Annotated in this window: 30 protein-coding genes; 16 read left to right on the top strand and 14 right to left on the bottom strand. The window is 62.6% G+C overall.

Features of this window, described 5'->3' with window-relative positions; genetic code table 11:
* The first annotated feature begins 187 nt into the window (after window positions 1-187).
* Both P2W41_RS15495 and P2W41_RS15490 read left to right on the top strand, forming a co-directional pair.
* On the top strand, window positions 188-1,144 hold the full coding sequence (locus tag P2W41_RS15495; RefSeq protein ID WP_404933659.1) for an endonuclease/exonuclease/phosphatase family protein: 957 nt from the start codon (window positions 188-190) through the stop codon (window positions 1,142-1,144).
* A gap of 94 nt (window positions 1,145-1,238) precedes the next feature.
* Window positions 1,239-1,697 (top strand): hypothetical protein, encoded by a 459-nt coding sequence (locus P2W41_RS15490; RefSeq protein WP_404933658.1) that lies wholly within the window; start codon window positions 1,239-1,241, stop codon window positions 1,695-1,697.
* An 8-nt stretch (window positions 1,698-1,705) separates the two neighbouring features.
* On the opposite strand, the gene P2W41_RS15485 is transcribed toward P2W41_RS15490, so the two are convergent.
* Window positions 1,706-2,119, bottom strand: a complete 414-nt coding sequence (locus tag P2W41_RS15485) for a helix-turn-helix domain-containing protein (protein ID WP_404933657.1) — start codon at window positions 2,117-2,119, stop codon at window positions 1,706-1,708.
* 151 nt (window positions 2,120-2,270) lie between these two features.
* Here P2W41_RS15485 and P2W41_RS15480 point away from each other — a divergent pair, with 151 nt between their 5' ends.
* Together P2W41_RS15480 and P2W41_RS15475 are read left to right on the top strand one after the other, a co-directional pair.
* Window positions 2,271-2,795 (top strand): copper chaperone PCu(A)C, encoded by a 525-nt coding sequence (locus P2W41_RS15480; protein WP_404933655.1) that lies wholly within the window; start codon window positions 2,271-2,273, stop codon window positions 2,793-2,795.
* Window positions 2,796-2,961: 166 nt separating this feature from the next.
* Window positions 2,962-3,603 carry a transglutaminase-like cysteine peptidase gene (locus P2W41_RS15475; protein ID WP_404933654.1) on the top strand — a complete coding sequence of 214 codons (642 nt, stop codon included), beginning with the start codon at window positions 2,962-2,964 and terminating at the stop codon, window positions 3,601-3,603.
* Window positions 3,604-3,818: 215 nt separating this feature from the next.
* Here the strand turns inward: P2W41_RS15475 and P2W41_RS15470 are convergent, their stop codons facing one another.
* Window positions 3,819-4,055: a hypothetical protein gene (locus tag P2W41_RS15470; RefSeq protein WP_404933653.1), complete on the bottom strand. Its 237-nt coding sequence runs from the start codon at window positions 4,053-4,055 to the stop codon at window positions 3,819-3,821.
* Window positions 4,056-4,209: 154 nt separating this feature from the next.
* On the opposite strand from P2W41_RS15470, the gene P2W41_RS15465 reads away from it, so the two are divergent.
* The 7 genes from P2W41_RS15465 to P2W41_RS15435 all read left to right on the top strand — a co-directional run bounded on the left by P2W41_RS15465 (window position 4,210) and on the right by P2W41_RS15435 (window position 9,659).
* Window positions 4,210-5,214, top strand: a complete 1,005-nt coding sequence (locus P2W41_RS15465; protein ID WP_404933652.1) for a murein L,D-transpeptidase family protein — start codon at window positions 4,210-4,212, stop codon at window positions 5,212-5,214.
* A 12-nt stretch (window positions 5,215-5,226) separates the two neighbouring features.
* Window positions 5,227-5,553 carry a hypothetical protein gene (locus tag P2W41_RS15460; RefSeq protein ID WP_404933651.1) on the top strand — a complete coding sequence of 109 codons (327 nt, stop codon included), beginning with the start codon at window positions 5,227-5,229 and terminating at the stop codon, window positions 5,551-5,553.
* A 149-nt stretch (window positions 5,554-5,702) separates the two neighbouring features.
* Window positions 5,703-6,419, top strand: a complete 717-nt coding sequence (locus tag P2W41_RS15455) for a L,D-transpeptidase (protein WP_404933650.1) — start codon at window positions 5,703-5,705, stop codon at window positions 6,417-6,419.
* A 70-nt stretch (window positions 6,420-6,489) separates the two neighbouring features.
* Complete coding sequence (locus P2W41_RS15450) at window positions 6,490-7,122, top strand: DsbA family protein (protein ID WP_404933649.1); 633 nt, start codon at window positions 6,490-6,492, stop codon at window positions 7,120-7,122.
* Between the two features lie 14 nt (window positions 7,123-7,136).
* Complete coding sequence (locus P2W41_RS15445; RefSeq protein WP_404933648.1) at window positions 7,137-8,006, top strand: peptidylprolyl isomerase; 870 nt, start codon at window positions 7,137-7,139, stop codon at window positions 8,004-8,006.
* A 34-nt stretch (window positions 8,007-8,040) separates the two neighbouring features.
* The gene (locus P2W41_RS15440; RefSeq protein ID WP_404933647.1) at window positions 8,041-8,604 is read left to right on the top strand and encodes a L,D-transpeptidase; all 564 of its coding nucleotides are present in this window, start codon (window positions 8,041-8,043) and stop codon (window positions 8,602-8,604) included.
* Window positions 8,604-9,659, top strand: a complete 1,056-nt coding sequence (locus tag P2W41_RS15435; RefSeq protein WP_404933646.1) for a flavin-containing monooxygenase — start codon at window positions 8,604-8,606, stop codon at window positions 9,657-9,659. The genes P2W41_RS15440 and P2W41_RS15435 overlap by 1 nt, the downstream gene beginning before the upstream one ends.
* 21 nt (window positions 9,660-9,680) lie before the next feature.
* Here the strand turns inward: P2W41_RS15435 and P2W41_RS15430 are convergent, their stop codons facing one another.
* The 3 genes from P2W41_RS15430 to P2W41_RS15420 all read right to left on the bottom strand — a co-directional run bounded on the left by P2W41_RS15430 (window position 9,681) and on the right by P2W41_RS15420 (window position 13,442).
* The gene (locus P2W41_RS15430) at window positions 9,681-10,412 is read right to left on the bottom strand and encodes a DsbA family protein (RefSeq protein WP_404933645.1); all 732 of its coding nucleotides are present in this window, start codon (window positions 10,410-10,412) and stop codon (window positions 9,681-9,683) included.
* A gap of 27 nt (window positions 10,413-10,439) precedes the next feature.
* Window positions 10,440-11,513: a cell wall hydrolase gene (locus P2W41_RS15425; protein ID WP_404933644.1), complete on the bottom strand. Its 1,074-nt coding sequence runs from the start codon at window positions 11,511-11,513 to the stop codon at window positions 10,440-10,442.
* Window positions 11,514-12,071: 558 nt separating this feature from the next.
* The gene (locus tag P2W41_RS15420; RefSeq protein WP_404933643.1) at window positions 12,072-13,442 is read right to left on the bottom strand and encodes an Nramp family divalent metal transporter; all 1,371 of its coding nucleotides are present in this window, start codon (window positions 13,440-13,442) and stop codon (window positions 12,072-12,074) included.
* Between the two features lie 784 nt (window positions 13,443-14,226).
* On the opposite strand from P2W41_RS15420, the gene P2W41_RS15415 reads away from it, so the two are divergent.
* The 3 genes from P2W41_RS15415 (at window position 14,227) to lnt (ending at window position 16,985) form a co-directional block, all read left to right on the top strand.
* The gene (locus tag P2W41_RS15415; RefSeq protein WP_404933642.1) at window positions 14,227-14,463 is read left to right on the top strand and encodes a hypothetical protein; all 237 of its coding nucleotides are present in this window, start codon (window positions 14,227-14,229) and stop codon (window positions 14,461-14,463) included.
* A 183-nt stretch (window positions 14,464-14,646) separates the two neighbouring features.
* The gene (locus P2W41_RS15410) at window positions 14,647-15,375 is read left to right on the top strand and encodes a cytochrome c biogenesis CcdA family protein (protein WP_404933641.1); all 729 of its coding nucleotides are present in this window, start codon (window positions 14,647-14,649) and stop codon (window positions 15,373-15,375) included.
* A 5-nt stretch (window positions 15,376-15,380) separates the two neighbouring features.
* Window positions 15,381-16,985 (top strand): apolipoprotein N-acyltransferase, encoded by a 1,605-nt coding sequence (lnt, locus tag P2W41_RS15405; protein WP_404933640.1) that lies wholly within the window; start codon window positions 15,381-15,383, stop codon window positions 16,983-16,985.
* Here the strand turns inward: lnt and P2W41_RS15400 are convergent.
* Window positions 16,982-17,587 (bottom strand): transglutaminase-like cysteine peptidase, encoded by a 606-nt coding sequence (locus P2W41_RS15400; protein WP_404933639.1) that lies wholly within the window; start codon window positions 17,585-17,587, stop codon window positions 16,982-16,984. The two genes, lnt and P2W41_RS15400, sit on opposite strands and share 4 nt — an antisense overlap.
* An 88-nt stretch (window positions 17,588-17,675) precedes the next feature.
* On the opposite strand from P2W41_RS15400, the gene lspA reads away from it, so the two are divergent.
* Complete coding sequence (gene lspA, locus P2W41_RS15395) at window positions 17,676-18,287, top strand: signal peptidase II (RefSeq protein ID WP_404933638.1); 612 nt, start codon at window positions 17,676-17,678, stop codon at window positions 18,285-18,287.
* A gap of 155 nt (window positions 18,288-18,442) precedes the next feature.
* On the opposite strand, the gene P2W41_RS15390 is transcribed toward lspA, so the two are convergent.
* From P2W41_RS15390 to P2W41_RS15375, 4 genes are all read right to left on the bottom strand, one after another.
* Window positions 18,443-18,877, bottom strand: a complete 435-nt coding sequence (locus P2W41_RS15390; RefSeq protein ID WP_404933637.1) for a CopG family transcriptional regulator — start codon at window positions 18,875-18,877, stop codon at window positions 18,443-18,445.
* A gap of 3 nt (window positions 18,878-18,880) precedes the next feature.
* Complete coding sequence (locus tag P2W41_RS15385) at window positions 18,881-20,956, bottom strand: conjugal transfer protein TraG (RefSeq protein WP_404933636.1); 2,076 nt, start codon at window positions 20,954-20,956, stop codon at window positions 18,881-18,883.
* Between the two features lie 114 nt (window positions 20,957-21,070).
* The gene (locus P2W41_RS15380) at window positions 21,071-22,825 is read right to left on the bottom strand and encodes a relaxase/mobilization nuclease domain-containing protein (protein ID WP_404933635.1); all 1,755 of its coding nucleotides are present in this window, start codon (window positions 22,823-22,825) and stop codon (window positions 21,071-21,073) included.
* A gap of 241 nt (window positions 22,826-23,066) precedes the next feature.
* Entirely contained in the window at window positions 23,067-23,795 is a 729-nt protein-coding gene (locus P2W41_RS15375; RefSeq protein WP_404933634.1) for a lytic transglycosylase domain-containing protein, read from the bottom strand.
* Between the two features lie 36 nt (window positions 23,796-23,831).
* Between P2W41_RS15375 and P2W41_RS15370 the strand changes: the two genes are divergently transcribed.
* A complete protein-coding gene (locus P2W41_RS15370; protein ID WP_404933633.1) occupies window positions 23,832-24,038 on the top strand; it encodes a hypothetical protein in 207 nt (68 codons plus the stop codon).
* A gap of 39 nt (window positions 24,039-24,077) precedes the next feature.
* On the opposite strand, the gene P2W41_RS15365 is transcribed toward P2W41_RS15370, so the two are convergent.
* From P2W41_RS15365 to P2W41_RS15350, 4 genes are read right to left on the bottom strand one after another with little or no spacing between them, the layout of a single operon-like run.
* Window positions 24,078-24,404, bottom strand: a complete 327-nt coding sequence (locus P2W41_RS15365) for a DUF736 domain-containing protein (protein ID WP_173187380.1) — start codon at window positions 24,402-24,404, stop codon at window positions 24,078-24,080.
* A 34-nt stretch (window positions 24,405-24,438) separates the two neighbouring features.
* Window positions 24,439-25,011, bottom strand: a complete 573-nt coding sequence (locus P2W41_RS15360) for a S26 family signal peptidase (protein ID WP_404933632.1) — start codon at window positions 25,009-25,011, stop codon at window positions 24,439-24,441.
* Window positions 25,008-25,502 carry a DUF2840 domain-containing protein gene (locus P2W41_RS15355; protein ID WP_404933631.1) on the bottom strand — a complete coding sequence of 165 codons (495 nt, stop codon included), beginning with the start codon at window positions 25,500-25,502 and terminating at the stop codon, window positions 25,008-25,010. Before P2W41_RS15355 ends, P2W41_RS15360 begins: the two co-directional genes overlap by 4 nt.
* Window positions 25,499-26,242, bottom strand: a complete 744-nt coding sequence (locus P2W41_RS15350; protein WP_404933630.1) for a DNA-methyltransferase — start codon at window positions 26,240-26,242, stop codon at window positions 25,499-25,501. The genes P2W41_RS15355 and P2W41_RS15350 overlap by 4 nt, the downstream gene beginning before the upstream one ends.
* Window positions 26,243-26,509: the final 267 nt, after the last annotated feature.

Here is a 26,509-nt window from a genome sequence, read left to right as displayed (position 1 = left end):
CAGATGTTCTGGGCATTACGACACTGACAAACCAGGCGCAGAAATCCAGCCGAGGAGCTCACGGCCTTTCGATGCCCATGCGCCAGATTGCCCTATTGGCCGAAACCGGTGCCAAGGCAATCATCGAGCCCCCTAAGCGCTCACAGCAGGATCGACACCAGTGCCCCTCTCTTCAGCCAGCGGCGGAATGCCGAAGCTCTTCGTCGCCGCTGTTGTCCTGGCGCAGCTTGTCTTTGCTGCGGCACAGCTCGTATCCTTGGCGCTATCCCGAAGCCTTTGGGTCGCGGACCTTGCGAACTTCATCCGTCCCCATCTCCTGGTCGCGGGCGTCGTTCTGTTCGTGGTCGGTTTCGTGCTTCCTCCGCGCTCCACGAAGATCGCGGGAACGCTCGCGCTCCTGGCTGCCGGCTTTCCCTACTTCCTGCTTCCGACGCCGGCGCCGGCTGCGCCGGGGACGACGTTCACAATGATCTCCGCCAACGTACTGACTGACAATCTGGACCCAAATCCCTTTCTCGCGCTGCCGGACGTCGACGCAGCGGACATCCTTGTTCTGCAGGAAGTGAGACCTCTCTGGCAGAACGCTTTGATCGCCAGCGGGCGCTGGCCGTTCGAAAGCAGCCGCGACCTCGCCGGCAACACCGACATGAAGGTCCTAAGCCGGTTCCCTATTCTGGACGAACGGACGATCTCTCCCGACAGCGCCGATACATACGGCAGGTTCGCGGTGCGCTTCGAGCTGTCGGTCGAAGGAAGGAACCTGGTTCTCTACGCAGTCCATCCCCAGACACCCCGAGGCCCCAGCGCGTGGGAGGCGCGCGCCGCGTACCTTCGCGATCTGGAAGCAGCCGTGAAGTCGGAGCCTTCGGATGCTCTGGTCGTCGTCGCCGGCGACTGGAACACGCCGCCCTGGTCTCCGTTCTTTCGCGACTTCTTGTCCTCAACGGGATACCTGACGACGGAATCCCGGTGGTGGCCGCTGCCGACCCGCTACAGCATACGCCTCTGGTCGCTCACGCAGATCGGCACGCCGATCGACCGAATCGTCTTGTCGCCTACATTGGCGCTGGAGGAATTGGCATTGGGGCCGAAATTCGGCTCTAATCATCTGCCAGTCGTGGCGCGCGTTGTTATCCCGGATTGACGACCACCCAAGAGCGAAAACTAAGGACAGCCGCGCCGGCTGCGTGGGACATGAGATGCGACCGCGCCTGACAGTATCTGCTTTCGGAGCTGCCTTGTGGCTTACTGGCTCGGGCAATGCCATGCCGAGCCAGCCGACCGGGGTGTTTCTCTGGTATCCAGAGCAGGGCACGCCGACATCGCAGGACTGCGACGACGTCGTCGCGCGGGTTGGGCCGTCCCTGGAAAAGGCCGAAGCCTGGCTCTGGGGCCGTGCACCCTTCGGGTCGGAGCTTGAGTTCTATCTTTTCCTTACAGAGGATCGGATGGAAACCACGTTCTCCGCGGAAGGGGACTACGATACGGGGACATTGCGCCTGGGCCCTACGGTCGGCGACGACACAACGTTCGAACTGGTGCCGGAGGATCATCCGACGATCACCATATCCGGCTCGATCGTGGCGCCTAAGGACAGTGCGACCATCACGATCATCCTTCGCGACGTGCCCTCGACAAACGGCCCTGCCGACAGGGTAGCGCACTACTGCCGCTTCGACGAAGAGACCGAGGTCTGAGTGGGCCTTCAGTGCTCGTTCGAGCACAGTTCGTGATTGGCCAAAGACTGGATGACGTAGCAGTCCTTGATCTGATCGCCGTGGCATCGGGTCGCGATGCGTTCGAGTTCGCGCTCAAGAGGCCTGAGCTTTGCAATCTTTTCCCGGACAATTTGCAGTTGGCGCACCGCTATGTTGTCGGCATCCGCGCATGCCCGCTCCGGATGCTCGCTTAGCTCGAGCAGTTCACGAATGGCTCCGATCGTGAAACCGAGGTCGCGCGCGTGCTTGATGAAGGACAGCCGTTCACGTTCGCCGGGCTCGTAACGCCGTTGATTTCCGCCCGAACGGCCCGGCGTCACCAACAGACCCATCTGCTCATAATAGCGGATTGTCGGCACCTTCACCCCGGTGGCGCGCGAGAGCTCTCCTATCGTCAGCATGTCCCTACCTCCAGCTCCTATAGATATTGGCGGAGGAACTGCGGTCGTGCAACAGTGCCGAATTGCCGCATCCAGATGGCGGGCCGGTTCACAGCCTTGCCCGATTCATCACGGACGTTTACGCCCAATAGTCGTGGAGGGGACACAAGCAATGAGCGGAACGACTTCTTGCCGGCTTCCGATCGCTCTTGGCGCGGTCGTTCTGCTCGCCGCGTCGGCAGCGGCCTCCGAGCGGGCGCTTGACCACGCCAATCCCCCTCGGACGCTGACGGTCGAACATGCCGAGATACTGATCGCTGATCGCGATGGCTCCCCAGCGCGAGGTTTCCTGACGATCTGGAACGGCACGGATACGCCCGCCTATCTCGCTGCGGTGAGAAGCGAAACTTTTGCAAGCACCACGATCATGCGTACCCCATTCAACTCCGACGATGATGTGGCTGAGCTGGTCAGTGGCCCGCTTCTGATTCCAGCGCATGCCGAACTGCAGATGCGCAGAGGCGGGATCCACCTCGCACTTGCCGATCCCGCGTCTCCGATCGAGCAATCAGAGAGCGAACGCATGATGCTGATCTTCGATGATGGCCGGGAAGTGGAGGTGTCAGCCCATCTTGTGCCGACATCAGATCTTCTGACAAACCACCGGCACGGCGAGGGTGATCGTGCTGCGAACTAGCGCTCTACAAGCCCTCGATCCTGGTAAATGAAGGATTTCGAAATCCGTTGCGATTTGCGCCGAGTTTGAATCGAATACAAGCCACTGATTTTCTTCGATTTTGAGGTTTCTGGGCTAGGCTTCTTCCCATCACTTCGGGGAGAGTCAAATAATGAAAAAGCTTTGGATGAGCGCACTCGCGCTCTTTGTCTTCTGCACGTCGGCTTGGGCGAGTGCGTCCCAGTTCAATCCGACCCAACCATTCAACGCACGAAACATGTCGACGTTCGGCGCGACCTCGATGCCAGTCGGATACTACGAATACTGTCTTCGCTACCGGCAGCGGTGCGCCAGAGGGCCGGAAGGGTCGATGATCCAGCTCACGCGGGCGAGCTGGAGCGATATCGTAAGCGTCAACGCAGAGGTCAACACCGCGGTCATTGCGATGACCGACATGGAAATCTACGGCGTCGAAGAGCGGTGGGAGTACCCGACAACCGTCGGCGACTGCGAAGACTATGCGCTGCTGAAGCGCCAACGGCTAAACGAGATGGGCTACCCGCTTGGCGCGTTGCTGCTGACGACCGCTCTCGACGCCAAGGGCGGCGGGCACGCAGTGCTGTCCGTGGTCACGGATCTCGGCGACTTCATCCTCGACAATCTAGAGCAGCGAGTGCTCCTGTGGAGTGACGCCAGGATCTACTTCCTGAAGCGTCAGTCCCAGCGCGACCTGAACCAGTGGGTCAGCCTGGTGGATGAGGATGATCTCCTGATATCCTCGGGCAACAACCAGGCCCCCTCCACGGCCGCGGCAAGGCTGAGAAGATAGACGGCGGTTCCTCCGTAGATCATCTCCATGGTGTTGTGGCCGACACCGAAGCACACGAGACTGAAAATCGTGGAGAGCACGACATAGGCTGCCGCACCGGCAACCAAAAAGCACCCTAGACGTATGAACATAGGTGGACCGGCAATAGGACAAATGCCGGTCCACTCTTTCATTGTCGGCTGCCCGACGCCACTCAACCGTATGTGACTATTCCGTTATTCGGGTTGGCTCTCTACCCCAGCCGGGCGCATCTCGCTCACGATATGGCCGAAGCTGGCGAAGAACACTGCGCCGACAAAGCCAACAAGAAGGAGCATGACCAACAGGTTCTTGCGCGCTCTCTTGCGACCAAGACCCCGTGAATCTTCCAGGGTCATCTGCTCCAGCGAATTCATCGCATCCTCGTTCGAAAGCTCCCGGCAAGGCGTGTCGGACTCACTTGCGTCCTTCATATCGACTCTACCCCGAGCACGGATAGTCGGACGAACTGCGGTTCTTTGCCGCTCGCAAATATGTTAGGGGCAACATCTTCTTAACTATGATAGCCCCAAACTTACGGTTCGATCCCGAAGGCGGATCGGCGCGAAGGATCATGAAAGCGCGAACATGTTGCAGGCGTTAAGGATAGGCGTGGTGGTTTTGCTTGCCCTTTTGGTGAGCGGGTGCGTGTCGACGGTCCTCGAGGTCGACAACAAGGCGTCACAGCCCATCCCTGCTGCCCTCCTTGCCGAAATGTCGCGCAAATCCATGTCGCCAGCCGCGCCGATCCTCGTGCGGATCTTCAAGCAGGAAAGCGAGCTCGAGATCTGGAAGCGCGACCGCAGCGGCCAGTTCGCCCTGCTCAAGACCTATCCGATGTGCCGCTGGTCCGGAAAGCTCGGTCCCAAGACCCGAGAGGGCGACCGCCAGGCCCCCGAGGGGTTCTACCACGTAAGCGCCGGCATGCTGAACCCGAACTCGCAATACTATCTCTCCTTCAATCTCGGCTATCCGAACCGCCTCGAGGCGGCCCTCGGCTACACAGGCGAAGCGCTCATGGTGCATGGCGCGTGTTCGTCGTCGGGATGTTTCGCCCTGACGGACGAGGGCGTGGCCGAGATCTACGCCGTGGCCCGCGAGGCTCTCAAGGGCGGTCAGCCCGCTTTCCAGGTGCAGGCATTTCCATTCCGAATGACCGCCCAGAACATGGCGAAGCATCGCGACGACCCGAACTTTTCTTTCTGGGCCGACCTGAAGCGCGGCTACGATATCTTCGAGGTCACCCGCCGCCAGCCCAGGGTCTCCCACTGCGGCCGGCGCTACGTCTTCGACATGGAGTTCCAGGGAGGGGAGCCGCGCGATCCTCTTGCCGCGTGTCCGCCGGCGGTGAATGGCGACGACCCCCTCGTCGCTCGCCGGGCAGAATCCGATCTTCTCGCGATGCAAAGCCTGCTGGAAAGCGGCACGGCACGCAGCGCACATGCCTACATCGATGGCGGAATGCACCCCAGTTTTCGTAGTCTTCTGGAGCGTTCCGGCGAGCAAACACTGGCAAAAAGAACGTCGCTGACTTCCGTACCTGTCAGTCGGCCCTCAGCGGCGCTCGGAGACCCGCATTCGCCCAAGGAATAGAACGACAGCACGATGATCCGATTCCTCGCGTTCCTCCTGGCTTTCATGGTCGCCGTCCATTTGGCGGCGCCTACAGCCGTGGCCGCGAATGCGTCGATTCAGGAGTTTGCGGCCACCGCGATGATGGCTGGCGGCAGCGGTTCCGAACTGCCGAGCGAGAGCAACGACGATGCGTTGCCCCTTTCGCCGCACGCCACCACAAAGTGCCACGACCAGTGCGCCGGATTCACGGTCTGGCTTTCACCCCACGCTGCCAGCGCGGGCCTGCTGTCGATCCACGGCCGAGAGCAGGACCTGTCGTTCACCTTCATTCCCATCATCGTCCCTCCGCCCCAATAACGTCGAACAGGCGAAACGGCCGGTAGGAGATCAAGTTTCTTCGGGCGCAGCCCTGAAGAAGGCGGCTCCGATCCAGACGGTCGCAATTCGTCCTCACCAATTGCTTTCCGCGGGAAGCAATGGACCACGACCGTATTGGGAGCGAAGCATTGACATTCACACCATCACGCACAGGCCTGACCAGGCGGCAAGTCCTGACCCTCGCCGCATCTTCGGCGGCATCCTTGACGCTCGCTGGCTGCACGACCACCGATATCCAGCCCGTCACTGTGGCGCCTGAAACCCCGAGGATCGATCCCTCCTTCGTTTCCATGTATCGGGCGATGCCGGAGGAGGATTTCCCGATCCCCGCAGTGGACCTGAAAAGGGTCGACCGGCAGTTCTACCGCCAGTTCGTCGACGACCCCACCGGCGAACGTCCCGGAACCGTCGTCGTCGATACGCAGTCCTTTTTCCTCTATCTCGTTCTGCCCAACGGCAAGGCGATGAGATACGGCGTCGGCCTCGGGCGGGCGGGGTTCACATGGTCCGGTGAGGGGGTCATCCAGTGGAAGCGACCCTGGCCAGTCTGGACTCCGCCGGCGGAGATGATCGCGCGCCAGCCCGAGCTTGAAGAGTTCAGCGCCGAAAACGGGGGACAGCCGCCTGGGCTCGACAACCCTCTCGGCGCACGAGCGCTCTATATCTTCCAGAACGGTCAGGACACGCTCTATCGGCTGCACGGCTCACCTGAGTACTGGACCATAGGGCGCGCGGTGTCGAGCGGCTGCGTCCGTCTGATCAACCAGGACATCATCGACCTCTACGATCGTGTCTCGATCCCCTCGCCGATCATCGTGCGAAGCGGTCCGAGAGCGATCGCCTGACGACAAAGATAGCGCTTGCTCCTCCAGGGGCTAGAGCTTGCAGAGTAGAATCTCACTTAAGGAAACGACCATGAAACGACGCAACGTTCTATACGGCCTGTCCGCTCTCGGAGCGGCAGCCGCCTTCCCACGTCTCACGCTTGCCCAACCCACTCCCGAAGAGCTGCTCGCGCCGGGAGCGCTCACGGAAAAGAGCTTCGGTCCGGAAGACGCTCCGGTCACCGTGATCGAATACGCGTCGCTGACCTGCGGCCACTGCCGCAACTTCCATATGAATGTCTGGCCCGCATTCAAGGAGAAGTATGTCGACACAGGCAAGGTGCGCTTCATCATGCGCGAGTTTCCGTTCGATCCGCGCTCTTCAGCAGGATTCATGCTGGCCAGGTGCGCCGGCGACGACAAGTGGTACGCCACTATCGACCTGCTCTACCGGACCCAGGACAACTGGGCGCGGTCGTCCGACGGCTCAGGCTCGCTAAAGACCGTCATGGGCATGACCGGGATGGACGAGGCTGCCTTCGAGGCGTGTCTTCAGGATCAGGAACTTCTCGAGCAGGTAAATTCCGTCGCTGAGACGGGCAAGTCCTTCGGCGTCGATTCAACCCCCACGTTCTTCGTCAACGGCGAAATGTACAAGGGCGTATTGAGCATCGACCGCTTCAGCGAAATCGTCGATCCGCTGATCGCGGCGAGCGGCCAGTAAGGGGAGGGCGCAAGATGGGAACTCGCTCTCTCGCTTCCGGGCTCAAAGTCCGAGGGTTCGTTGCGGTTGCGATGATGGTAGCGATGCTGCCACCGCTGGCTCACGGCCAGGAGGCCGAAGTCGTTGCGCGCGTGAACGGTCAGGAAATCACGGTCGCCGATCTCGCAATCGCCGAAGAAATGTATGGACCCCAGCTCGGCCAGATGCCGGAAGACGCCAAGCGTTCCGTTCTCGTGAACGCTCTCATCGAGCTGCGAATCGTGGCCGACGCTGCGCGCGAGGCAAATGTCACGGAGCAGGACGCATTCAAGCGTCAGCTGGCGTTCTTCGAGGCCCAGACGCTTCGATCCGTGTTCATCGAGCAGCGCGTGGCCGGAGCCGTGACGGACGTGGCGATAAGGGCTGCCTATGACGGTCAGGTCGCCAGCGTTCCGCCGGTCATGGAAAGAAGGTTGCGGCATATCCTTGTGCGGACCGAAGGCGAAGCGCTGCACATAATTCGTGGGCTGGGGGAGGGGCAGTCCTTCGCAGATCTTGCACAACAGCACTCCATCGATCCGGTTTCCAAAGAGAAAGGTGGCGATCTCGGATTTATCGCTGAGGGTGGAACCGTGCCGGAAGTCGAGGCTGCCGCAGCCGAACTTGAGCCGGGCGAGTTCACTCAAACGCCGGTCGCGACTGCCTTCGGCTTCCATGTCGTGATGCTGGAAGAAGCGCGCAATAGGCCGCCTCCTCCCTTCGAGACTGTCGAACCGCAGATCCGGCAAGCGCTCGAGTCTGCTGAAGAGCAACGGCTTCTCGCGGGGCTACGCGCCGCCGCCCAGGTCGAAAAGCTCGTTCCCGACGTCACGCCACCGCAGGCAGACGACGGGCACGATCACTGAACGCACGCTTCGGCAACTATTGAGGGGCTTTATCATGATTGATCGCAGATCGTTCGCAACAGGGCTAATCGCAGCCGTTTCGGCAGTCCACCTGCCTACCTCGGCTCTCGCTAAAAGGAGAGTTGAGCTCGACCCGCGCTTTCTTCCCCAGACCGTCGTCTCACCATACGCTCAGCCGGCCGGTACGATCGTGGTCGCTCCACGGGACCGATTCCTGTATTTGATCGAGGGCAGAGGTGCGGCACGACGCTACGGGATCGGCGTAGGCAAGGCAGGTCTCGCATTCTCCGGTTCGGCCATCATCGAACGCAAGGCAAAGTGGCCGGCCTGGCGGCCGACTGCCAACATGATCAGACGCGATCCCGCAAAGTACGCGAGATACGCGGATGGCGTTCCTGGCGGACCGGGCAATCCGCTAGGTTCGCGCGCGCTCTATCTCTACCGCGACGGACGCGACACATACTACCGCATCCATGGCACCACCGAGCCATGGACGATCGGTCAGGCCGTGTCGAACGGGTGCATCCGCATGGTGAACGAGCATGTGGAAGAGCTCTACGAACGTGTGCCGCTCGGCTCCCGAGTCGTGGTGGTCTGATGAAAGCATCGGTGTTGGTCATTGGAGCCGGGCAGGCGGGTCTCGCGGCTGCTTTCCACCTGACCCGGGCCGGCACCGACTACTCCATTGTGGATGCGAACCGGCGCGTCGGTGATAACTGGCGAGCGCGCTATGACGCTCTCACCCTGTTCACCCCGCGCCAGTTCAGTGCGCTGCCCGGGCTGGAGCTTGCGGGAAATCGCGAGCGCTACTCCGAGCGGGACGAGTTCGCGGACTATCTGGAAGTCTATGCTTCGCGCCTGAAAGTGCCGGTGGAAACCGGAAAGCGAGTAGTCCGCCTTTGCAGACGCGACGATGGAAGTTTCGAGGCGACCTTCGAGGACGGCGGAAAGCGACAAGCGAGCGAGGTCATCGTAACGACTGGAGCTTTTCAGGTCCCAACCGTTCCGACAGTCGCCGGGAAGTTCGGCAGCGATGTGCTCCACCTCACGACCGACATCTTTCGCAATGCCCGACAGCTGCCTGACGGCCCCGTGCTCGTCGTGGGAGATGGTGCGAGCGGCCGCGACATCGCGGTCGAGTGCCGCCAGGCTCAACCGGTGATCCTGGCGACCGGAAAGCCCCGAAAGTTGCTGCCGGAGCGCATCCTTGGAAAATCGATCTGGTGGTGGCTTCATCTTACCGGGGCTTTGACGGCATCGCCGGATTCCTGGCTAGGCAGGAGAGTCAGGGCAACTGACGCCTTCCCCGACCGCGACCGCAGCCTCGAAAGCCTGAAAAGAAAGGACATACGAATCGCGCCCCGGCTCGTGGATGCCGACGAGACAACAGCACAGTTTTCGAACGGAAGCTCGGCCGAGGTCCGAACCGTCATCTGGACGGTCGGCTACCGCGACGACAGTTCCTGGCTCGACGTTCCGCTTGCCACGAACGATGACGGCACCTTCCGCCACGTAGCCGGAGTTTCGCCGGTCAAGGGTCTTTATTTCGTCGGGCGACCGTGGCAGCGAAACAGGGCTTCAGCGCTGATCATGGGAGCTGGACCCGACTCCGAGCTCATCGTCCAGCGGCTTCTGGCCGATCGCGAGTCCTGACGACCGCGGCGGGTCGATCGGTCACTCACGGACCGACCGGACAGCATCGGCCAGCGGCTCCTTGCCGACGGCGCCTTCGATAATCCGATCGCCGACGACGAAGGAGGGCGTGCCCGTCAACCCGAGGCGTTGGGCGAGCGCCAGGTTCGAGGATATGATTGCCTCGATTTCGGGAGATGCCATTTCGGCTTCGACACGCGCGCGATCGAGGCCCATTTCCTCCACCAGAGACAAGGCCCGGCCCGCGTTGGCCTGACCCTGCATCCCCATCAGCCGCGCATGGAGATCGCGCGCTCGCTCGTCGTCACCCAGCCGCTTCACCGCGAGCGCAACTTTTGCCGCCTCAACGGATCCAGGTCCCAGGATAGGAAAGTCCTTCAGGACGATGCGCAACTGTGAATCCTCGGCCTTCAACGCCTGCAGGTCGGGGAAAGCCCTCTTGCAGTAGCCGCAGTTGAAGTCGAAGAACTCGACCAGCGTCACATCGCCATCAGGATTGCCCAGAATTAAATCGGCATCGTTCCGCAGCAGGGCGTCCTGCTCGGCGCGGATCGTTTCCGCTCGGGCCTCCTCCTGTGACCTGCGCGAACGGTTCTCGAGCTCGATCAGCGCTTCCTCTATGATCTCGGGGTTCTCGAGGATGTACTCGCGGATGATCTTCTCGACCCCCGAGCGATCCAGCGTCTCTGCCATCGCCGCCGGGGTCGCCACAAGGAGAAAGGCAAAGGCTCGGACCAGCAAGATGCGCGACATAGTGATGCTCATCGACTCCTCAACACGCTAGCTCCAGCCGCCGCCATAGGTGCGATAGAAAATGTGCTTGCCGATCTGCGTCATCCGCTCCATCGACTGAGCCCATTTCGGATGGACATAGGTGGCGTTGTAGTGCGTCGAAGACGCCACCTCCGGCAGGAAAATCTTACCCGCGGTGACGGCAAGCGCAACATCCTTTGCAAGCCGGTATGCCCTACGATCCGAAATCACCTCAGGGGCTCCGTCGCACGCGAACGAGAACTGGCACCTGTTGAGCATGTGCTGGTTCTGATAGACCACATCGCAGACGGTGTCAGGATAGGCCGGGTTCCTGACCCGGTTCAGAATAACCTGGGCGACCGCTGCCTGCCCTCTCAATTCCTCGCCGCGAGCCTCGAAGTAGATTCCGGTCGCCAGGCATTTCTGTTCGGCGGCGGTGAAGACAATCTTCGGTAGCGGCACCGTCATCCACGAATGGTCACCCTCCGCCATGGGCGGAACGAAACGGCCGCCGGCGCCCGAATTGCCAAGCAGTGCATCGAAGGGTCCTGACGAGGGATGGTACGGATCACTAGGAGCGTAAGCCGTTGCAAGAACATCCGCACGGTCGTTGTTGACGAGATCAGCCAGGATCGGGGGCACGCCCTCGAGCCGATGACTATTTGCGCGGTGGAGGGTAGCCGTTGCGTTCACGACATCCGAATCTGCCTCGGGCAGGAAACCGCGCAAGCCCGCCTGAGCGTCAAGGCGATTCGAGAACAAGGCGGTGGCCAGCCCTATCCGATCAAGGCCGCCGTTGGAGGCAGTTTCGGGAAGCCTTGCCATTTTTGCCGAATTGGTGGTCTGACCTGACGGGCGCGCACCTCGTAACGCGTCATCGGAGAAGTCTCCGCTCCGGCTTGCGGACGGCCCGTTCGCAAACCTCTCAGCCCCGCTTGCCAAACCAACCCTGAGCTTTCGCAGATGGGAACAAGCATCCTCACCGGGAACGCCGCCGCGCTGCACGAGAACGGTGCCGGTTGCCAGTTCGGAACGCATGTCCTGGATGGCTGTCGGCGACGCGAATCCGAAGGTCAGCCAGCTTGCAAAAAGGGTTACCACGATCCGACCTCGCCGGGCAGCGAATCTGGATTTCGAGCCTTGGCTTTGCTTCGACGACAACGACCGATCTCCTGAGGTGCCTCGGAAGCAAAATGAATTGTTAACCTTGATGATCGGTTAAGACGCAGCACACGGGGCATCTGTTTGAGAGATAATCGGTCGGCTTGTCCGCTATAAACCGACCTGAACGGCTGGGGGCGCGGCCGATTGTCCGAGCATCATGGGGCAGGGGCTTCAGCCCTATTCTCACCGTTTAGAACTCGCGGGTGCAACTACGCGCTACAATTCCTATTGTGCGACTTTCGTAGGTTGCGGGTAGCCTATCCTAGACCACTGCGCACATGAGGATCTGCTGGCGCTCGTCATTTATTGATGCGGATTTTGCGTAGATTTTCCGATAGTCAGCCTTTCGGCGACATGTCGTGTCAACAGGGTTCTTTCAGGTGGCTTTTGTTGCCTGATAGGGTTGTCGCCTGACGAGACGTTTCACCAAGCCCCAGATATCGTGAATTCTCCAATGGTCCCGGGCCTCTGACTGCGGTCAAAATGCGCAAGCGGCTACCATCCTATCACGGCCACGGACCAGAGCAGGTTGATGTTCAGCGCGATGATGGTGCCGGCGATCAGCGCGCAGAGCGCGGTCAGCCACAGCGGGGCGACCATGTCGCCCATCTTGGCCTTGCTCGCGGTGAACATGACCAGCGGCACGATGGCGAAAGGCAACTGGAAGCTCAGCACGACTTGGCTGAGGATGAGCAACTGGCCGGTGCCTGAACTCCCCCATATCAAGATCGCGATGACCGCCGGGACGATCGCGATCGAGCGTGTGACGAGCCGGCGCAGCACTGGACTAATACGGAAATTGATGAAGCCTTCCATGACGATCTGGCCAGCCATTGTGGCGGTCACTGTGGCGTTTAGGCCGGAGCACAGCAGTGCGATGCCGAACATCATCGGTGCGAGCGAACCGCCGAGCAGCGGCGCCAGCAGCGCATGGGCCTGATCGATCTCGACAATCTCGGTGTTGCCGCTCGCGTGAAAGGTTGCCGCAGCGAGGATCAGGATAGAAGCGTTGATGGTCAGGGCGAACATAAGCGCGATGGTCGAATCCCAGGTCGCCATACGCAGCGCCTCGAACCTTCGTGCCGGCGTCGTCTCCCAGTTGCGCGTCTGCACGATGCCGGAGTGCAGGTAGAGATTGTGGGGCATCACGGTGGCGCCGATGATGCCCAGTGCGATGTAGAGCATCTCCGGATCGGTCACGATATCGGTCGAGGGCGCGAAGCCTGCGATCACACCTGCCCAGTCCGGATCGGCCATGGCGATCTGCACGAAGAAGCAGGCGGTTATGACCGCCAGAAGCGTGATGACAAATGCTTCCACCCAGCGGAAGCCGCGGTTCTGCAGCCACAGGATCAGAAACACGTCGGCGGCGGTGATGAAGACGCCGATTTCGAGCGGAATACCGAACAGCAGGTTGAGACCGATTGCCACGCCGATGACCTCGGCGAGGTCGGTGGCGATGATCGCGGCCTCCGCGAAAACCCATAGCGGCCAAGACACCCATGACGGATAGGCATCCCGGCAGGCCTGCGCTAGGTCGCGCCCGGACGCGATGGCGAGGCGCGCGCACAGCGATTGCAGCAGGATCGCCATCACGTTGGACAGCAGAGCCACGAACAGGAGCGTGTAGCCGAACTTGGCGCCGCCGGCGAGCGAAGTCGCCCAGTTGCCGGGGTCCATATAGCCGACTGCGACCAGATAGCCAGGGCCGACGAAGGCGAGAAACCTTCGGAACACCGTGCTGCCACGCGGCACGACGATAGAGCCAAATACTTCGGAGAGTGACGGCGTCGGGCTGGTGCGACGCCAGCCATTGTGACCAGCCACGGACAACGAGGGTTTCGAATCCAAGGATGGAGAAGACATATGGCTATCTGTTGCGAATGATTTTCAATTGCAAAATAGATGTATTGCGGACAGTCGTCAATGCGTTTGTCATGGCAGGTTGCAATAAGGTCTCACTCGTCGGCAAAGTTGCTTTGATGATCGGATTGCGAAAAGAGCTTCCCCCGCTTCAGCATTGTGGCTTGTCGGGTACCGCAACTCTTGGTGCGACCAAGGCTCGATGAACGTGATGGGACGAATGATCGACAAAATCTTTGCGCCCATGCACTCAATGGCAGGGGTGAGCAGTTCTAGGTCGTCACTAGCCACGACTCAGCCGAGTACCGCGCGCGGCATCCGGCATTTTCATTCTGCTGAAATCGCAACTGCGTTAAATCGATATGGGTGCGACTGAAGGCGATCCGACACAGTTGATTCAGCTGGAACTTTCACGCTGAGTGCATGCGGTTGGCTTGCTGCCGACTTTCCTACGCGCGGTTACGGCAACGCGCGCGACGGCGCCTACGACACGCCCACCCGTCTCTGGAACCGCTTCACCGCTCCCCTACTTCCATGACACCCGCAAGCGTGATGACTGGTTCGACAGCCGATACCGGCTCGCTTTAACGGAAGGCGAGCGCGCAGACGTCACGGCCTATCCGGAGGCCGCTGGCAATGCCGACGAGCCTATCGGAAGTTCGAGGGACCGGGGTCGGTATTCCACTTCGCCTAGGAGGAACTGACGACGTTCGTCTGCACGTTGAAAAAGCTGTTCAATGGCCGACGCCGAGATCACTTCTGCCTAGCTGGCGAGCCAGAGGGCGTGTTGGCGCTTGGACACAGATCGCGCCCGACATTGTGCGACACGCTTTTCCGCTTCGAGATGAACCTGCGGGCGTCCGTCACCCTCGTCCTCGTCGGCGCCTGCGGAAGCGGCTTCTACATCCAGACCTATGTCCGCACCTTCCAGTACGAAAAGGTCGCCACGCTGACGATCGTCGTCGTCCTGTTTGTCGTCGTGATCGAATTTGCCAACAACGCGATCCGCACGTTGCTGCGATAGAGGCGAGATAGAAGGTTTACGCGACGAACGAAGGCTGAGTGCCCGCGCTCCGGCCTCGATCGATCGGCGCGGCGCAATGTCACGCAGGACGAGCCTCGATCCGGCCTTGAACCTCATGTTGCTAGAGCATGTATGGGCGCTACGTTCGTCCACACCGAATCCGACGAAAGAAGAGGACCTGAAATGACGATCGACGTCTCGGCAGTCGGTCTCGCAACGGCGGTCGTGGCCGGCGCGATCTCGTTCGTCTCGCCCTGTGTCCTGCCTCTGGTGCCGGGCTATCTCTCGTTCGTTTCCAGCGGCGTGAATCCACAGTCGGCGCAACTCGGCGACCGGTTGCGGATCGTCTGGTCGGCGATGTTCTTCATCGCCGGGTTCACGACGATCTTCGTCATTCTCGGGTTGGGCGCGCAGTTCCTCGGCGGCCTGCTACTTCGCTACAGCTTTGAAGCCAACCTCGTGGGCGGCGGCCTGCTGGTCCTGTTCGGCCTGATGATGACCGGCCTCATCAGGCTTCCCTTCCTCATGCAGGATTACCGCGTAGAAGGACCACAAGTCGTATCCGGCCCCGCTGGCGCATACACTCTTGGCCTTGCCTTTGCCTTCGGCTGGACGCCGTGCATCGGGCCGGTTCTGGGCTCGATCCTGACGTTGACGGCGGTGTCGTCCGGAAGCGGAGCGGTCCTCCTTGCCGCCTACAGCCTCGGCCTCGGTATCCCGTTCCTGGTCGTCGCGCTCGCGTTCGGGAGGGTTGCCGGCTTCATGAAAAGGGCGCGCTACGCCGGCCATGTTCTAAACGTCACCGCCGGCGCGATCATGATCACGATGGGCTTGCTGATGATGACGGGCCGCATGACGCTGATAGCGTTCTGGCTTCTAGAGCGATTTCCAGGACTTGCCTATGTCGGCTGAGTAGAATGACGGACCGGCGGGTGATCGGACCGGAACGCAGCCTTGGCCGGATAACCTATCCGTGGTCGGGACTCGCCGTGTCGCTCCCGGTCTGCGCGTTGATGGGCGCCCTCACAGCTCTAGCTTTTGCTCCATACTTCGTTCTCCCGCTTGTGCTAGTCGGCTTTGCCGCCTTCGCTCTTTTCATCCGTCACTGCGGCGGGTCGGGTTCCGCCTTCCTGATCGGTTGGGGCTTTGGCTTCGGCCAGTTCCTGGTCGGCCTGCGGTGGATTTCCGAGAGCTTTTTCGTCGACGCGGATCGGTTCGGGGCACTCGCCTGGCCGGCGGTGTTGGCCCTTTCCGGCTTCCTCGCCCTGTTCCCGGCATTTGCCGCTGCGGCGACGCGCTATCTTGGTGGACGCGGACCGATCGCCTTTCTCATGTTTCCGGGATTCTGGACGCTTGCCGAAATGGCGCGCGGCGTCCTCTTCACCGGCTTTCCTTGGAACCTGACAGGGTATGTCTGGGGCTTCAGCAACGCGACGCTCCAGCCTATGTCGGCGATCGGCGTTCACGGAGTTGGCTTCCTCACCGTGACGATATGTATGGTTCCTCTAGCGCTTGCAGAACGATATCGTCTCCGACCATGGGCCTTCGCAGTGACGATACTCGTTGTGCCCATGATCGGGGCAGGGTTCTTCTGGGCTTTCGGAGCGGTTCGGCTCGCAAACGCCGAAACCGCCGGCGATGCGGGTCTCTGGATTCGTGTCGTTCAGCCGAACATCCCTCAGGATCAAAAATGGGATCCCGACGCGGCAACGCGGCACCTTCAGAAGCTGCATGACCTCAGCACGTCGGCCGCTTCCGGGCGGCCACGGGTCGTCATATGGCCGGAAACAGCATATCCGTATCTCTATTCCGACGATGTCAGGTTTCCGGAAGCTCTACTCGGGAGCATTCCCGAGGATGGTTTGCTGCTGTTCGGCGCGGTACGAGCTTCCCCGGGGGAAACAGCTGAAGTTGGGGGACTGCTGAACAGCCTGCTCGCCGTCGATCATACGGGCAAGGTCGTTGCTGACTACGACAAGATCAGGCTGGTGCCCTTCGGCGAGTTCACGCCCCTCAAAGGCTTCCCCGGGATAGCCAAGCTCACGGCAGGCGATATCGACTACGTGCCGGGTTCGGACAGCTCACCATTGACCCTTCCGGCACTGCCACCTTTTCGGGTGTTGATTTGCTATGAGGCGATTTTCCCGTCGCCGAAGGTCAATGAGGAGCGATGGCTGCTCAACGTCACGAACGACGCCTGGTTCGGCCTTTCGGCGGGACCCTACCAGCATTTCCTATCAGCAAGGGCCCGCTCAATCGAATCGGGCCTCCCTATGATCCGCGCCGCGAACAGCGGGATCAGCGCGGTCGTGGATGGCTATGGCCGAATTCAGCAGATGCTGCCATTGGCGGTCGAAGGCGTTTTCGACACGTCCCTACCCAGCCCCATTCCGCAGCGCACACCTTACAGTAAGCTCGGTGATATGCCTACTTTGATTGTTGTGGGCATCTTGATCGCTGTTGGCATGACTTTCCGAGGAAAGAGTCAAGCCCGGCGAGATGAGCTCCAAGCAGATCCTTAGTGGAGCGAACCCACGAGAGGCGCATCGCCTTCCCTGATCGTAACCCATCGGCCCGAATGCGTCGTCGACTGCCGCTTTAGATAAAGGTATTGTGTTTCGTCCCAGTTCAGAACCGCATCGGTAAGGTTGTCGAGGATCACGTCGCCGCTGTTCGTTCGTACGGTTAGCACCGCATGGCCTTCGCCATTGGGCCGCTTAAGCACCGTCAAGAGAAGATTCGAGGTCGACACGCCTTCCTTGAGCAGGATGCGGCGTTTCGCCAGCGCGTAATCCTCGCAATCTCCGGCATCGACGGGATACGTCCAGTATTCGTCGACTCCGTAAAGCTCAAGGTCGCTTTTCGGCTTCACTGCCCGATTGATCTTGACGGTAAGCCTCTCCAGGCGCGCCAGCAGCTCCTCGGACATAGGTAACGGATTGATGTCACGAGACCTGACCGAGCACTCTGCCGGCTTCCGCTTGCAGAACTCATAGTGACCGATCGGTTGCGATGTGAGACCGCCGGTAACCATCGGTGAAGGGTGCGCCTGGGCTGCGGAAGTCCAGGCAAGCGTTGACAGTGCGATAGCGAAGGTCGCCAGCGACCGACACAATGCCCCCATCGGAGCCCCCACCTAATCGGTTAAACTTCGTTACTAAACGCCTAATGGCAATAGGCCGTGAGGTCCATTGCATTACCGTAACATTCTCGTGAGTGCGCGCCTCGTGCCGATTTCTGTTTTTCCACAGACACCTTCAGCCGCCCTCTTGAAGCTCAGCCAGCTAGAGGTGCGAGCGATATGTGGTCTGCAAACCACGGGGCAGCTAGCGATGATGCGAGGCACCAACACAACGCGCATTCTGGTTGGTTTAATCTGCATCCTTTCGGCATTCGCTATCGATCAATTTACGAAGACTGTCATCGTCGAGATAATAATGCAGCCGCCTCGTGTAATCTACGTCACGCCATTTATGAATATAATCCTCAGTTATAATGAAGGAATCAGCTTTGGACTTTTCTCGGGCGTTTTCAGGGACTGGTCCGCGTTACTGATCTGGATGACTCTGGCTCTGGCGATTGTGTTGCTGATATGGATGATCTTTTCTGATAGCTTCGTCACGACGGCGGCGCTCGGCCTTATGGCAGGGGGCGCGCTTGGCAACATCTACGACCGCGTCCAGGGGGGTAAAGTGACGGATTTTATCGATCTCCATGCCGGCTCATGGCATTGGCCGACATTCAACATCGCAGACGTGGCAATTGTAGGTGGAGCCATCATCCTTATCCTCTGTTCTCTTCGGTTCACTTCATCGCCAAACTAGCAAATTCGAGATCGGCGGAAACGGTTCAGGCAGCGACGCGATGAATACCGGGAAAGGTGTGAGATCGTCGGTTTAAGTGCTTATCCTCGCGACGAACTCGCCCGGCTGACACGGGAAGCTTAGCGGCTTGGAGCCGTGCATTGACCGCAAGTCGGCTATAAGTCGTCGGGAATTTCCTGCCTAAGGTTTGGCCCCTTGGCAAGCCGGCGACCGAGTGCTTCAAGAAATCTGTCGTAACGCTCACCGCCTTTGGCCTGGGAGGCCGCCTGGACAGCTTCCGGCACTGTCGCCGTGGAGGTCAGCCAGGAGCGCATGAATATGGCGAAGGCTTCGTTAGCGATGCCGATGTCGCGTTCGAGGCGCTGGACGTTGCGGTCGATGCGGTCGAGCCGCTTCACGATGGCGGCCTCCTGCCGCTCGTCGGCATCGGGCGAGAGGAATGAGGCGATGGCGGCCTCGGCGATCAGGGAGCGGGACTGCTCGCGCCGATCGGCAAAGTCGGCCAGCAGGCGCATCAGCTCCGGATCGAGATAGACGGAAAGCCGCTTCTTCCGGTCCGGGCGCTCGCGCTGTTCATGGGGCTCGGGCATGGGTCACAGATCCATATTGTCGCCAGGGTCCATCGAGACCTGTCGGGCGACGAGCCGCATGTTACGCACCAACATGCGATTGGTGGCGGCATCGCTATCGGGCTCGTCAATGTCGGGCTCGAACTCGTTGGCGGGCGGCTTCGGCTGTTCCGGCGCGATGTCCTTGTGCGGTTCAAGGCCGGGCTCGCGGCGCAGGCCGGCATTCGCCGGGTCGTCGTCCGGCCGCGTTGCCGAGGGCGGCTTCGCCGCGCCGTTCGCGGCCGGCGCGGCAGCGACATTGCCTTGCGCCTGGAACGCGCCTGTGGTCGCAGTCGGGGCCGGCTTCAGCGCCGACCAATCATCCGGCTGCGGGACGAGGCCGGCACGAGGATCGGCCGGAACGGGAAGGAGGCGCTCGGTGAGGCGGGCATCCTCGTAGTAGCGCGCCTTCTTCGCGCGGATCGGCGCGATTCCGGCGACCATGACGATCTCGTCGTCCGGAGGAAGCTGCATCACCTCGCCGGGGGTGAGCAGCGGCCGCGCGGCCTCGGAGCGCGAGACCATGAGATGACCCAACCAGGGAGCCAGTCTGTGCCCTGCGTAGTTCTGCATGGCGCGCATCTCGGTGGCGGTGCCGAGAGCGTCCGACACGCGCTTGGCGGTGCGCTCGTCGTTTGTCGCGAAGCTGACGCGGACATGGCAGTTGTCGAGGATGGAGTTGTTGGCGCCGTATGCCTTTTCAATCTGATTGAGGCTCTGCGCGATCAAGAACGCCTTGATGCCGTAGCCGGCCATGAAGGCGAGCGCCGATTCAAAGAAGTCTAGCCGGCCGAGCGCGGGAAACTCGTCGAGCATGAGGAGAAGGCGATGACGGCGGCCCTTGGCGTGAAGCTCTTCGGTGAGCCGGCGGCCGATCTGGTTGAGCACCAGCCGGACGAGCGGCTTGGTGCGGGAAATGTCGGAAGGCGGCACCACGAGGTAGAGGGTCGTCGGCCGCTCGCCGGAAACGACGTCGGCAATGCGCCAGTCGCAGCGGGCGGTGACGGCGGCCACGACAGGATCGCGATAGAGGCCGAGAAAGGACATGGCGGTGGAGAGAACGCCGGAGCGCTCATTGTCCGATTTGTTGAGCAGCTCGCGCGCCGCGCTGGCGATGACGGGGTGCGGCCCCTTCTCGCCGAGATGCGGCGTGGTCATCATCGCCGCCAGGGTCGTCTCGATCGGGCGACGGGGATCGGATAGGAAGGCGGCGACGCCAGCGAGCGTCTTGTCTTTCTCGGCATAGAGGACATGGAGAATGGCGCCGACCAGCAGCGAGTGGCTGGTCTTCTCCCAATGGTTCCTCTTATCAAGCGAGCCCTCCGGGTCGACCAGCACGTCCGCGACGTTCTGCACATCCCTGACCTCCCACTCGCCCTTCCTGACTTCCAGCAGCGGATTGTAGGCGGCGGACTGGGCATTGGTCGGGTCGAACAGCAAGACGCGGCCGAAGCGGGCGCGCAGGCCGGCGGTCAGATCCCAGTTCTCGCCCTTGATGTCATGCACGATCGCTGAGCCCGGCCAGGTGAGCAGGGTCGGCACCACCAACCCGACGCCTTTGCCGGAGCGTGTCGGGGCGAAGCACAGGACATGCTCGGCGCCGTCGTGACGGAGGTAGTCGCGGTCGAGCTTGCCGAGCACCACGCCATCGTCGCCAAGGAGGCCGGCGGTCGCGACTTCCTTTCTCTCGGCCCAGCGGGCGGAACCGAAGGTGCGGACGTCCTTGGCTTCACGCGCACGGTAGATCGACATGAGGATGGCGGCCGCGATGGCGAGGAGCCCGCCGGAGGCGGCGATGCCGGCACCCTCGTAGAAGATCGTCGGCGCATAGGCGTCGAAGAAATACCACCACCAGATGAACGCGGGCGGCGGATAGAAAGGCAGGCCGCCCAGCTCGAACCAGGGGTTTCCGAGCTGCGCCTGAAAGCCGAGCCGCCATGCCGTCCATTGCGTCGCGCCCCAGACCGCGACTAGCACGATCGAGAACACGACGATGATCTGGCCCCACATGACACGGCTGGCGGACAAGGCGGCACTCTCCTTATGTTTGATGCGGCACATCGCAGAAGGACATGCCGCGCGCGGGATTCAATGCCGCATGGCCGGCGGCTCGAAGCGGAGCGAAAAGCTCGCGGAAAATACTTGCGAGATGCGGCGGACGTTCGCGGTTGCCGCTCATAGCCCCAGACCCCGCTTTCGGCCGAAGGACCAATCGACACCGCCACCGGCGCGGGCGACGCCGGAGATGTGCTGGCCGATGTGCTTCTCAACCGATGGCGTCCAGGGCACGAGCTTGAAGCCGAGGCCCCCATCGGGTCCAATAGTCTCGATCATGGCGAAGCGCCCGGAGGCGAGCGCGAAGCGCTGCCGATAGGTGCCGCCGACATATTCGCCGTCCGCCGCCCTCTGGAACGGCATGCCGGTCTCGGCCGCGAGCTTCTGGCCGAGCGTGTCCAGCTCGCGCTCGCGCAGGGTGTTGAGCAGGTTACGGGCGAAGAGGATGCGCTGGCCTTCGCGTCGGGCGAGGCCCTCGGCAACGAGATGATCCGCGCGGGCGTCCATCGCCTGGCGTACCTCCAGGCCGAAGCCGCCGCCGCCGAGATCGACGGGATTGCGGGAGACGAGCTGGCGATCGAGCCAGGTCGAGCCGGCAGCCGTGGTCTGTGCCTCGATGGACAGGTCCGCGCGGACGGCGAGCGCCGTGCGGGTTCGCCCGCCGGCATCCTCGTAGCGGCGCAGCTCGACAATGGAGCCGGGCGCGGAATCGCCGGCCGCGTCGAGATCGTGGAAGCGGATGTGATGGGTGCGCCCGTCGATGCCGTCGATCACGGCATAGGCGCTGCCACGCAGCTCGTCATCGAGGCCGCGTTCGACCAGCCTGCCTACAATGGGATCCGCGTTGGCTTCACCGGCGATGACATAGTCGGTCAGGCCGCGGTCTATGCCGCGCTCCGTGAGCGCACGGTGCATGCGCTTGATGATGTCGCCGCGCTCGCCCAGCTCGCGCAAGGTCGCCTCGGCGTCGTCGGCCATGATCCACTGGCCGGGACCGATGGTCTCGGCGAGGCCGAGACGTTCGAGATGGCGAAGCCGGCCGACCTTCAGCGTCACATACTCGTCGGGCTGCCTGTCCGGCGACGGAGCCACGTCGATGATCCCGTGCTTGTTGGCGTCGCGGGCAAGCTGGCGGTCGAGCTGGGTCCAGCGTTCGGCCCCGACCTGCCGCTCCAGCGCGCGGCGAATGTCGAGATCGGTGCGCGGGCCGAGCTCCTGGGTGATGAGATCCTGCGCACGGTTGCGCATGCCCTCCTTGATGTAGTCGCGCGCGATCACCAGGTCGTTGCCGTCATCGGCGCGGCCGCGCAGGATGACGTGGACATGGGGATGCTCGGTGTTCCAGTGATCGACGGCCACCCAGTCGAGCTTGGTGCCGAGATCCTTTTCCATCTGCGCCATGAGATCGCGGGTGAAGGTTTTCAGGTCGGACATTTCCGTCGCGTCGTCCGGCGAGACGATGAAGCGGAAATGATGCCGGTCGTCCTCGCAGCGTTCGGCAAAATCCTTCACTTCGGCGTCGTCGGTCTCCGGGCCGAACATGCGCGCCTTCTCGCCGTCGCGCGTCACACCGTCACGACGCAGATAGTTGAGGTGGGCTGTGAGCGGCGCGGAGCGCGCGGTGTGCCTGACCACGCGGGTCTTGATGACGGCACCGCGCGAGCGACTGGAGATGAGGCGGTTGGCGCGAACGCTCGCAACACGGCCTCGACCGAAGCGCGAGCCGTTGCCGGAGGTGATCCTGCCGGAGCGGGAGATACGGCCACCGGCCTTCTGCGCGGCGGCGAGCGCCTGGGCGACGAAGGGCTTAGCCCGCTGCGCCCGGCTCGAACGGATGCGGCCCGGCCGGACGCGGAAATCGTCGTCCCGGCTCATGGCCGTTTCCGCCGCGATGTGCGGTTTCCGCTGAAATCGCACACGAAAATATCGGTACGCACCTCGCGCGCCTGATCCGCGATGTACGGGGAAATCCAAAAAGCGCAAGCGAAACAACACCCCAACCGAGCCGCGATGTGCGGCTTTTTATCCCGCCCTCCTTCGGCCTGATGTGCCGCTGCCCCGCAGCGCACCGCAATCCCTGCGATTGCGCACCACGCGAAGCGAGGAAACGCGATCTTCAACGCCGATCTCCTTCCCTTGCCGGCCGTTCCACGAACAGACCGTCGGATGGCGGCACGAGCGCCGACAGATCGACGATCGGCGGGTCGTCGGAAGGTCGGCCGGAAAGAGGGAGGGAGTCGTCCGCATCGTCGTGATCGCGGTCGGTGGAGCGCAGGAAGAAGAGCGGAGCGCGACGCCATGACGGCGATGACGATGAACCAGCCGAGCGCGTGATCGGTGCCGTGCCGTCGATCATGGGAGCGATCTTCGCGACGTAATCGACGGTTTCTGCCGGCAGCGCACGGCCGCTGGCGAGATGCTCGTCGTAGCGGCCGGGACCGGCATTGTAGGCGGCCAGCATCGCGTCGACCGAGCCGTAGCGGTCGTGCATCTCGCGCAGATAGGCGGTGCCGGCGAGGATGTTGTCGCGCGGCTGCCAGGGGTCCGCGCCGAGGCTATGCTTCGCGCGCAGCTCCTCCCATGTCGCGGGCATGACCTGCATGAGGCCGATCGCGCCCTTGGGCGATAGCGCGGCGGGATCGCCGACGCTCTCGACGGCAATGACCGCGCGTATCCATCGCTCGGGAACGGCGAAGCGGCGGGCGGCCTCGGCGACATAGGGTGCCCACGGATCGGATCGCGGAGCGGCCGAGGCGGTGGCCGGAAGCGGTTCGCCGGGCGGCGGCTCGGCCGACGCGGGAGCCGCCATGACCGCGATCATGGCGCATGCGGCCAGCATCGCCATGAGGGTCGGGACGACAGCGCAGGCACCGCCGTCCCGATGCGCCACCAGCCTGCCATCGTGCTCGCTGCGGCCAAGGGCAAGGCTTCGCCGGCGGCCGACATTTTCCGGTCGGTCATCGTCGAACGACGTGTCCGATCCCCGGAAAACAGGCCGCCGCCCTTGACCTCCGCTGCGCGCGGCGGTCGCCCGATGGGCGATCGGGTCGAGGGGAGTGACCGGCCTTCGACCGATCAAGGAGAGTGAGCCTGAAGGATGACGGGAACGATGGCAGCGCATGATCGGTCATGCCTCGCCGTCGTTCTTCTTCCGGCGCGTCCAGAGCAGGTTCCACGCGCCCTTCTTCGTGTCTGACTCGAACAGGCGGGCGCGGATCGGCTCGAAGAAGGACGGATCGTCGATGGTCAGGGACAGATAGCTTCCGGCCTTGTCGCCGGTGCGGTCCCAGGCCGCGCCGACTTCCTGCCCGTCGAGGAAGACGCGATGCTCGGGCGCGTTCTCGGCATCCGATTCCTCGGCCGGAAGGATGGCGACCTCGACATCGAGCGTGAGCGTGCGGACGCGGCCAAAGAAGCCGTCATCGTTGCGGGTGAAGGTGCCGATCTGGGCCATGCGATGTTCCTTTCGCGAGGTTGGAGACGAGCCGTCACGGCTCGTCGGAAACCGGCTCACGGAAGGATTCCGTGGCCGGATCGGGATCGTCGGTTGTCCAGACGGGGACCGCCCGGCCGACAATGGTTGAGACCGGGAGCGGCCCGAAATAGCGGCTGTCGAAGCTGCCGGTGCTGTCCCAGTTCATGAAGAAGGCTTCGCGTTCGCCGAGCATCCGGCAGCCCTGCCAGACGGGCAGCGGGCGGCCGTGCGTGTCGAGCGCGCGAGCGTCGCCATAGGTCGCGCCGTAGGCGGTGATGGTGCCGCCGTGCCGGCACACCCTCGTTCCGCCGAGTGCCAGCACGCGCTTGATGAGCGGCAGGCCGCGCGGCAGGTAGCCGCGTTCGGCGAGGAACTCAGCCAGCTCGTCGGGCGGCACGACGACGGCGAGGTCCGTGACCTCGATCCGGTCGGCCGGAACGATGCGATAGAGGCCGACCGGCACGCTGGCCGATGCGTTCCAGATGAAGCGCAGATCGGGCCGATGCAATGCCGGAGCGGCGACCAACGCCGCGCCGGCCAGCATCGCGATGAGGGTCAGGCGGCGCCCGGTGGAGAGGCCCATCATCGCGTCACCTCACGGCGACGCAGCCAGGCGCGATGCTGTTCGGTCGAATAGGCACGGAACGGCTCGTTGACGCTGATGCGGTTGTGGACGTGCCGCCAGTGGTCCGGCGCGACTTCGGCGGGGTCGATGCCGAGCGCCTCGATCGCGTCGACCACCTTCAGAACGGCCTCGACCTTCGGCCAGCCGGTGATGCGAAGCAGGATCTCGCCGCCCGGCCGCACGAAGGGGAGCGTCTGGAACGGCTCCCCGGAGGCGACCGCGCGCACGATGTCGATGCGCGAGATGATCGTGCCGTGCTCGTTGCCGGCCCAGCGGACGAATGCGAAGATGCTGCCCGGCGCGAAGACGACGACACGGCGATGGCGGTCGAGGCGCTGGTCATCGGCGGCGCGGCCGAAGCGTATCCAGTGCTCGACGTGGTTCTCGCGCCAGGTCAGCTCGACCACCGTGCGGTCGGCCGGCAGGCCGGCGCCGCGGATGGTTGTCGTCATGGCGGTGTCCCTTCCGTGAAGGGCAGCACCGATGCGATGCGCGCTCGCGCGCGCTCGGCCATCGCGGCGTCGATCTCGCAGCCGAGATAGCGGCGGCCGGTCAGCCGGCAGGCTTCGCCGGCCGCGCCGGAGCCCGCGAACCAGTCGCCGACCAGGCCGCCGGGCGGGCAGCTCGTGCGGATCAGGATTTCGAGGAGGAAGACGGGCTTTTCCGTGGGGTGGATGGCGCGTCCATGTGCGTTGCGCAGGAAGATCACGGAGCGCATCAGGCGCGGGCCGCCGTCCTCGCTGACATAGTGGCCGGCGTCGATCCGGCCGGTATGCGGCGGTCGCTTCTTGCGCCGCACGGTGCGCGCCGTGGCGTCCGGCGTCGTCTGCACGTCGTTGTAGACGGCGCTCCACGGCACGTCGGCGCGGCGGAACTGGACGGCCAGCTCGTGGACCCTGCGAAAGCGGTCGGCGTGGAAGGAGGAGCCGTTCTGCTTCTCCCAGACGATCTCTTGCGCATAGGTAAGGCCGGCATCCGAGAACGCCCTTCCGGTGGTCATGAAGGAACGCAGCGAGCCGAACACCCAGAGCGAGCCGGACGGCTTCAGGGAGGCGCGCGCGAGCGCCAGCCAGCCGTCGACCTGCCGGTCCCAGGCGAGCGAGGTATCGCCATAGGGCGGATCGGCGAGGATCAGGTCGAACGGACCGTGCGCCGGCATCAGGTCGCGGCAATCGCCGGTGAGGATCGTCATGGCGCGATCCTCCGCATGCCGATCAGGCTGCGGCGCCGTTGTCCCCGATTTCGAGAAATGGGAGATCGCGTTAGCAAGAATCCGAAGGATTCTTTAGTTAGGGAAGTTAGAGGGGCCGGATTCCGCCTGTCGAATCCGATGCTTGCCGGCCGGTCGCGTTCCCGATGGTACGGGATTCGCGTTCCCGAAAAGACGGGAATCGGCGTTCCCGATAGTACGGTTCCGTCCACAGGCTTTCCACGGCTGCGGTGGAACGAGGTCCGGGGC

Source organism: Nitratireductor sp. L15S-10, from assembly GCF_045011005.1.
Lineage (GTDB): Bacteria > Pseudomonadota > Alphaproteobacteria > Rhizobiales > Rhizobiaceae > Nitratireductor.
The sequence above is the reverse complement of the archived record's forward strand: the minus strand, read 5'-3'. Positions and strand labels throughout refer to the sequence as shown.

Bases quoted from the DNA above. Each gene is read 5' to 3' on its own strand.
- P2W41_RS15360 (WP_404933632.1), bottom strand. From the start codon at position 25,011: ATGATGGGCCTCTCCACCGGGCGCCGCCTGACCCTCATCGCGATGCTG.
- P2W41_RS15480 (WP_404933655.1), top strand. From the start codon at position 2,271: ATGAGCGGAACGACTTCTTGCCGGCTTCCGATCGCTCTTGGCGCGGTC.
- P2W41_RS15430 (WP_404933645.1), bottom strand. From the start codon at position 10,412: ATGTCGCGCATCTTGCTGGTCCGAGCCTTTGCCTTTCTCCTTGTGGCG.
- P2W41_RS15435 (WP_404933646.1), top strand. From the start codon at position 8,604: ATGAAAGCATCGGTGTTGGTCATTGGAGCCGGGCAGGCGGGTCTCGCG.
- P2W41_RS15390 (WP_404933637.1), bottom strand. From the start codon at position 18,877: ATGCCCGAGCCCCATGAACAGCGCGAGCGCCCGGACCGGAAGAAGCGG.
- P2W41_RS15400 (WP_404933639.1), bottom strand. From the start codon at position 17,587: ATGGGGGCATTGTGTCGGTCGCTGGCGACCTTCGCTATCGCACTGTCA.
- P2W41_RS15465 (WP_404933652.1), top strand. From the start codon at position 4,210: ATGTTGCAGGCGTTAAGGATAGGCGTGGTGGTTTTGCTTGCCCTTTTG.
- P2W41_RS15445 (WP_404933648.1), top strand. From the start codon at position 7,137: ATGGGAACTCGCTCTCTCGCTTCCGGGCTCAAAGTCCGAGGGTTCGTT.
- P2W41_RS15410 (WP_404933641.1), top strand. From the start codon at position 14,647: ATGACGATCGACGTCTCGGCAGTCGGTCTCGCAACGGCGGTCGTGGCC.
- P2W41_RS15370 (WP_404933633.1), top strand. From the start codon at position 23,832: ATGCGCCACCAGCCTGCCATCGTGCTCGCTGCGGCCAAGGGCAAGGCT.
- P2W41_RS15475 (WP_404933654.1), top strand. From the start codon at position 2,962: ATGAGCGCACTCGCGCTCTTTGTCTTCTGCACGTCGGCTTGGGCGAGT.
- P2W41_RS15375 (WP_404933634.1), bottom strand. From the start codon at position 23,795: ATGGCGATGCTGGCCGCATGCGCCATGATCGCGGTCATGGCGGCTCCC.
- P2W41_RS15385 (WP_404933636.1), bottom strand. From the start codon at position 20,956: ATGTGCCGCATCAAACATAAGGAGAGTGCCGCCTTGTCCGCCAGCCGT.
- P2W41_RS15485 (WP_404933657.1), bottom strand. From the start codon at position 2,119: ATGCTGACGATAGGAGAGCTCTCGCGCGCCACCGGGGTGAAGGTGCCG.
- P2W41_RS15460 (WP_404933651.1), top strand. From the start codon at position 5,227: ATGATCCGATTCCTCGCGTTCCTCCTGGCTTTCATGGTCGCCGTCCAT.
- P2W41_RS15355 (WP_404933631.1), bottom strand. From the start codon at position 25,502: ATGACGACAACCATCCGCGGCGCCGGCCTGCCGGCCGACCGCACGGTG.
- P2W41_RS15440 (WP_404933647.1), top strand. From the start codon at position 8,041: ATGATTGATCGCAGATCGTTCGCAACAGGGCTAATCGCAGCCGTTTCG.
- lnt (WP_404933640.1), top strand. From the start codon at position 15,381: ATGACGGACCGGCGGGTGATCGGACCGGAACGCAGCCTTGGCCGGATA.
- P2W41_RS15420 (WP_404933643.1), bottom strand. From the start codon at position 13,442: ATGTCTTCTCCATCCTTGGATTCGAAACCCTCGTTGTCCGTGGCTGGT.
- P2W41_RS15350 (WP_404933630.1), bottom strand. From the start codon at position 26,242: ATGACGATCCTCACCGGCGATTGCCGCGACCTGATGCCGGCGCACGGT.
- P2W41_RS15380 (WP_404933635.1), bottom strand. From the start codon at position 22,825: ATGAGCCGGGACGACGATTTCCGCGTCCGGCCGGGCCGCATCCGTTCG.
- P2W41_RS15470 (WP_404933653.1), bottom strand. From the start codon at position 4,055: ATGAAGGACGCAAGTGAGTCCGACACGCCTTGCCGGGAGCTTTCGAAC.
- P2W41_RS15495 (WP_404933659.1), top strand. From the start codon at position 188: ATGCCGAAGCTCTTCGTCGCCGCTGTTGTCCTGGCGCAGCTTGTCTTT.
- P2W41_RS15450 (WP_404933649.1), top strand. From the start codon at position 6,490: ATGAAACGACGCAACGTTCTATACGGCCTGTCCGCTCTCGGAGCGGCA.
- P2W41_RS15365 (WP_173187380.1), bottom strand. From the start codon at position 24,404: ATGGCCCAGATCGGCACCTTCACCCGCAACGATGACGGCTTCTTTGGC.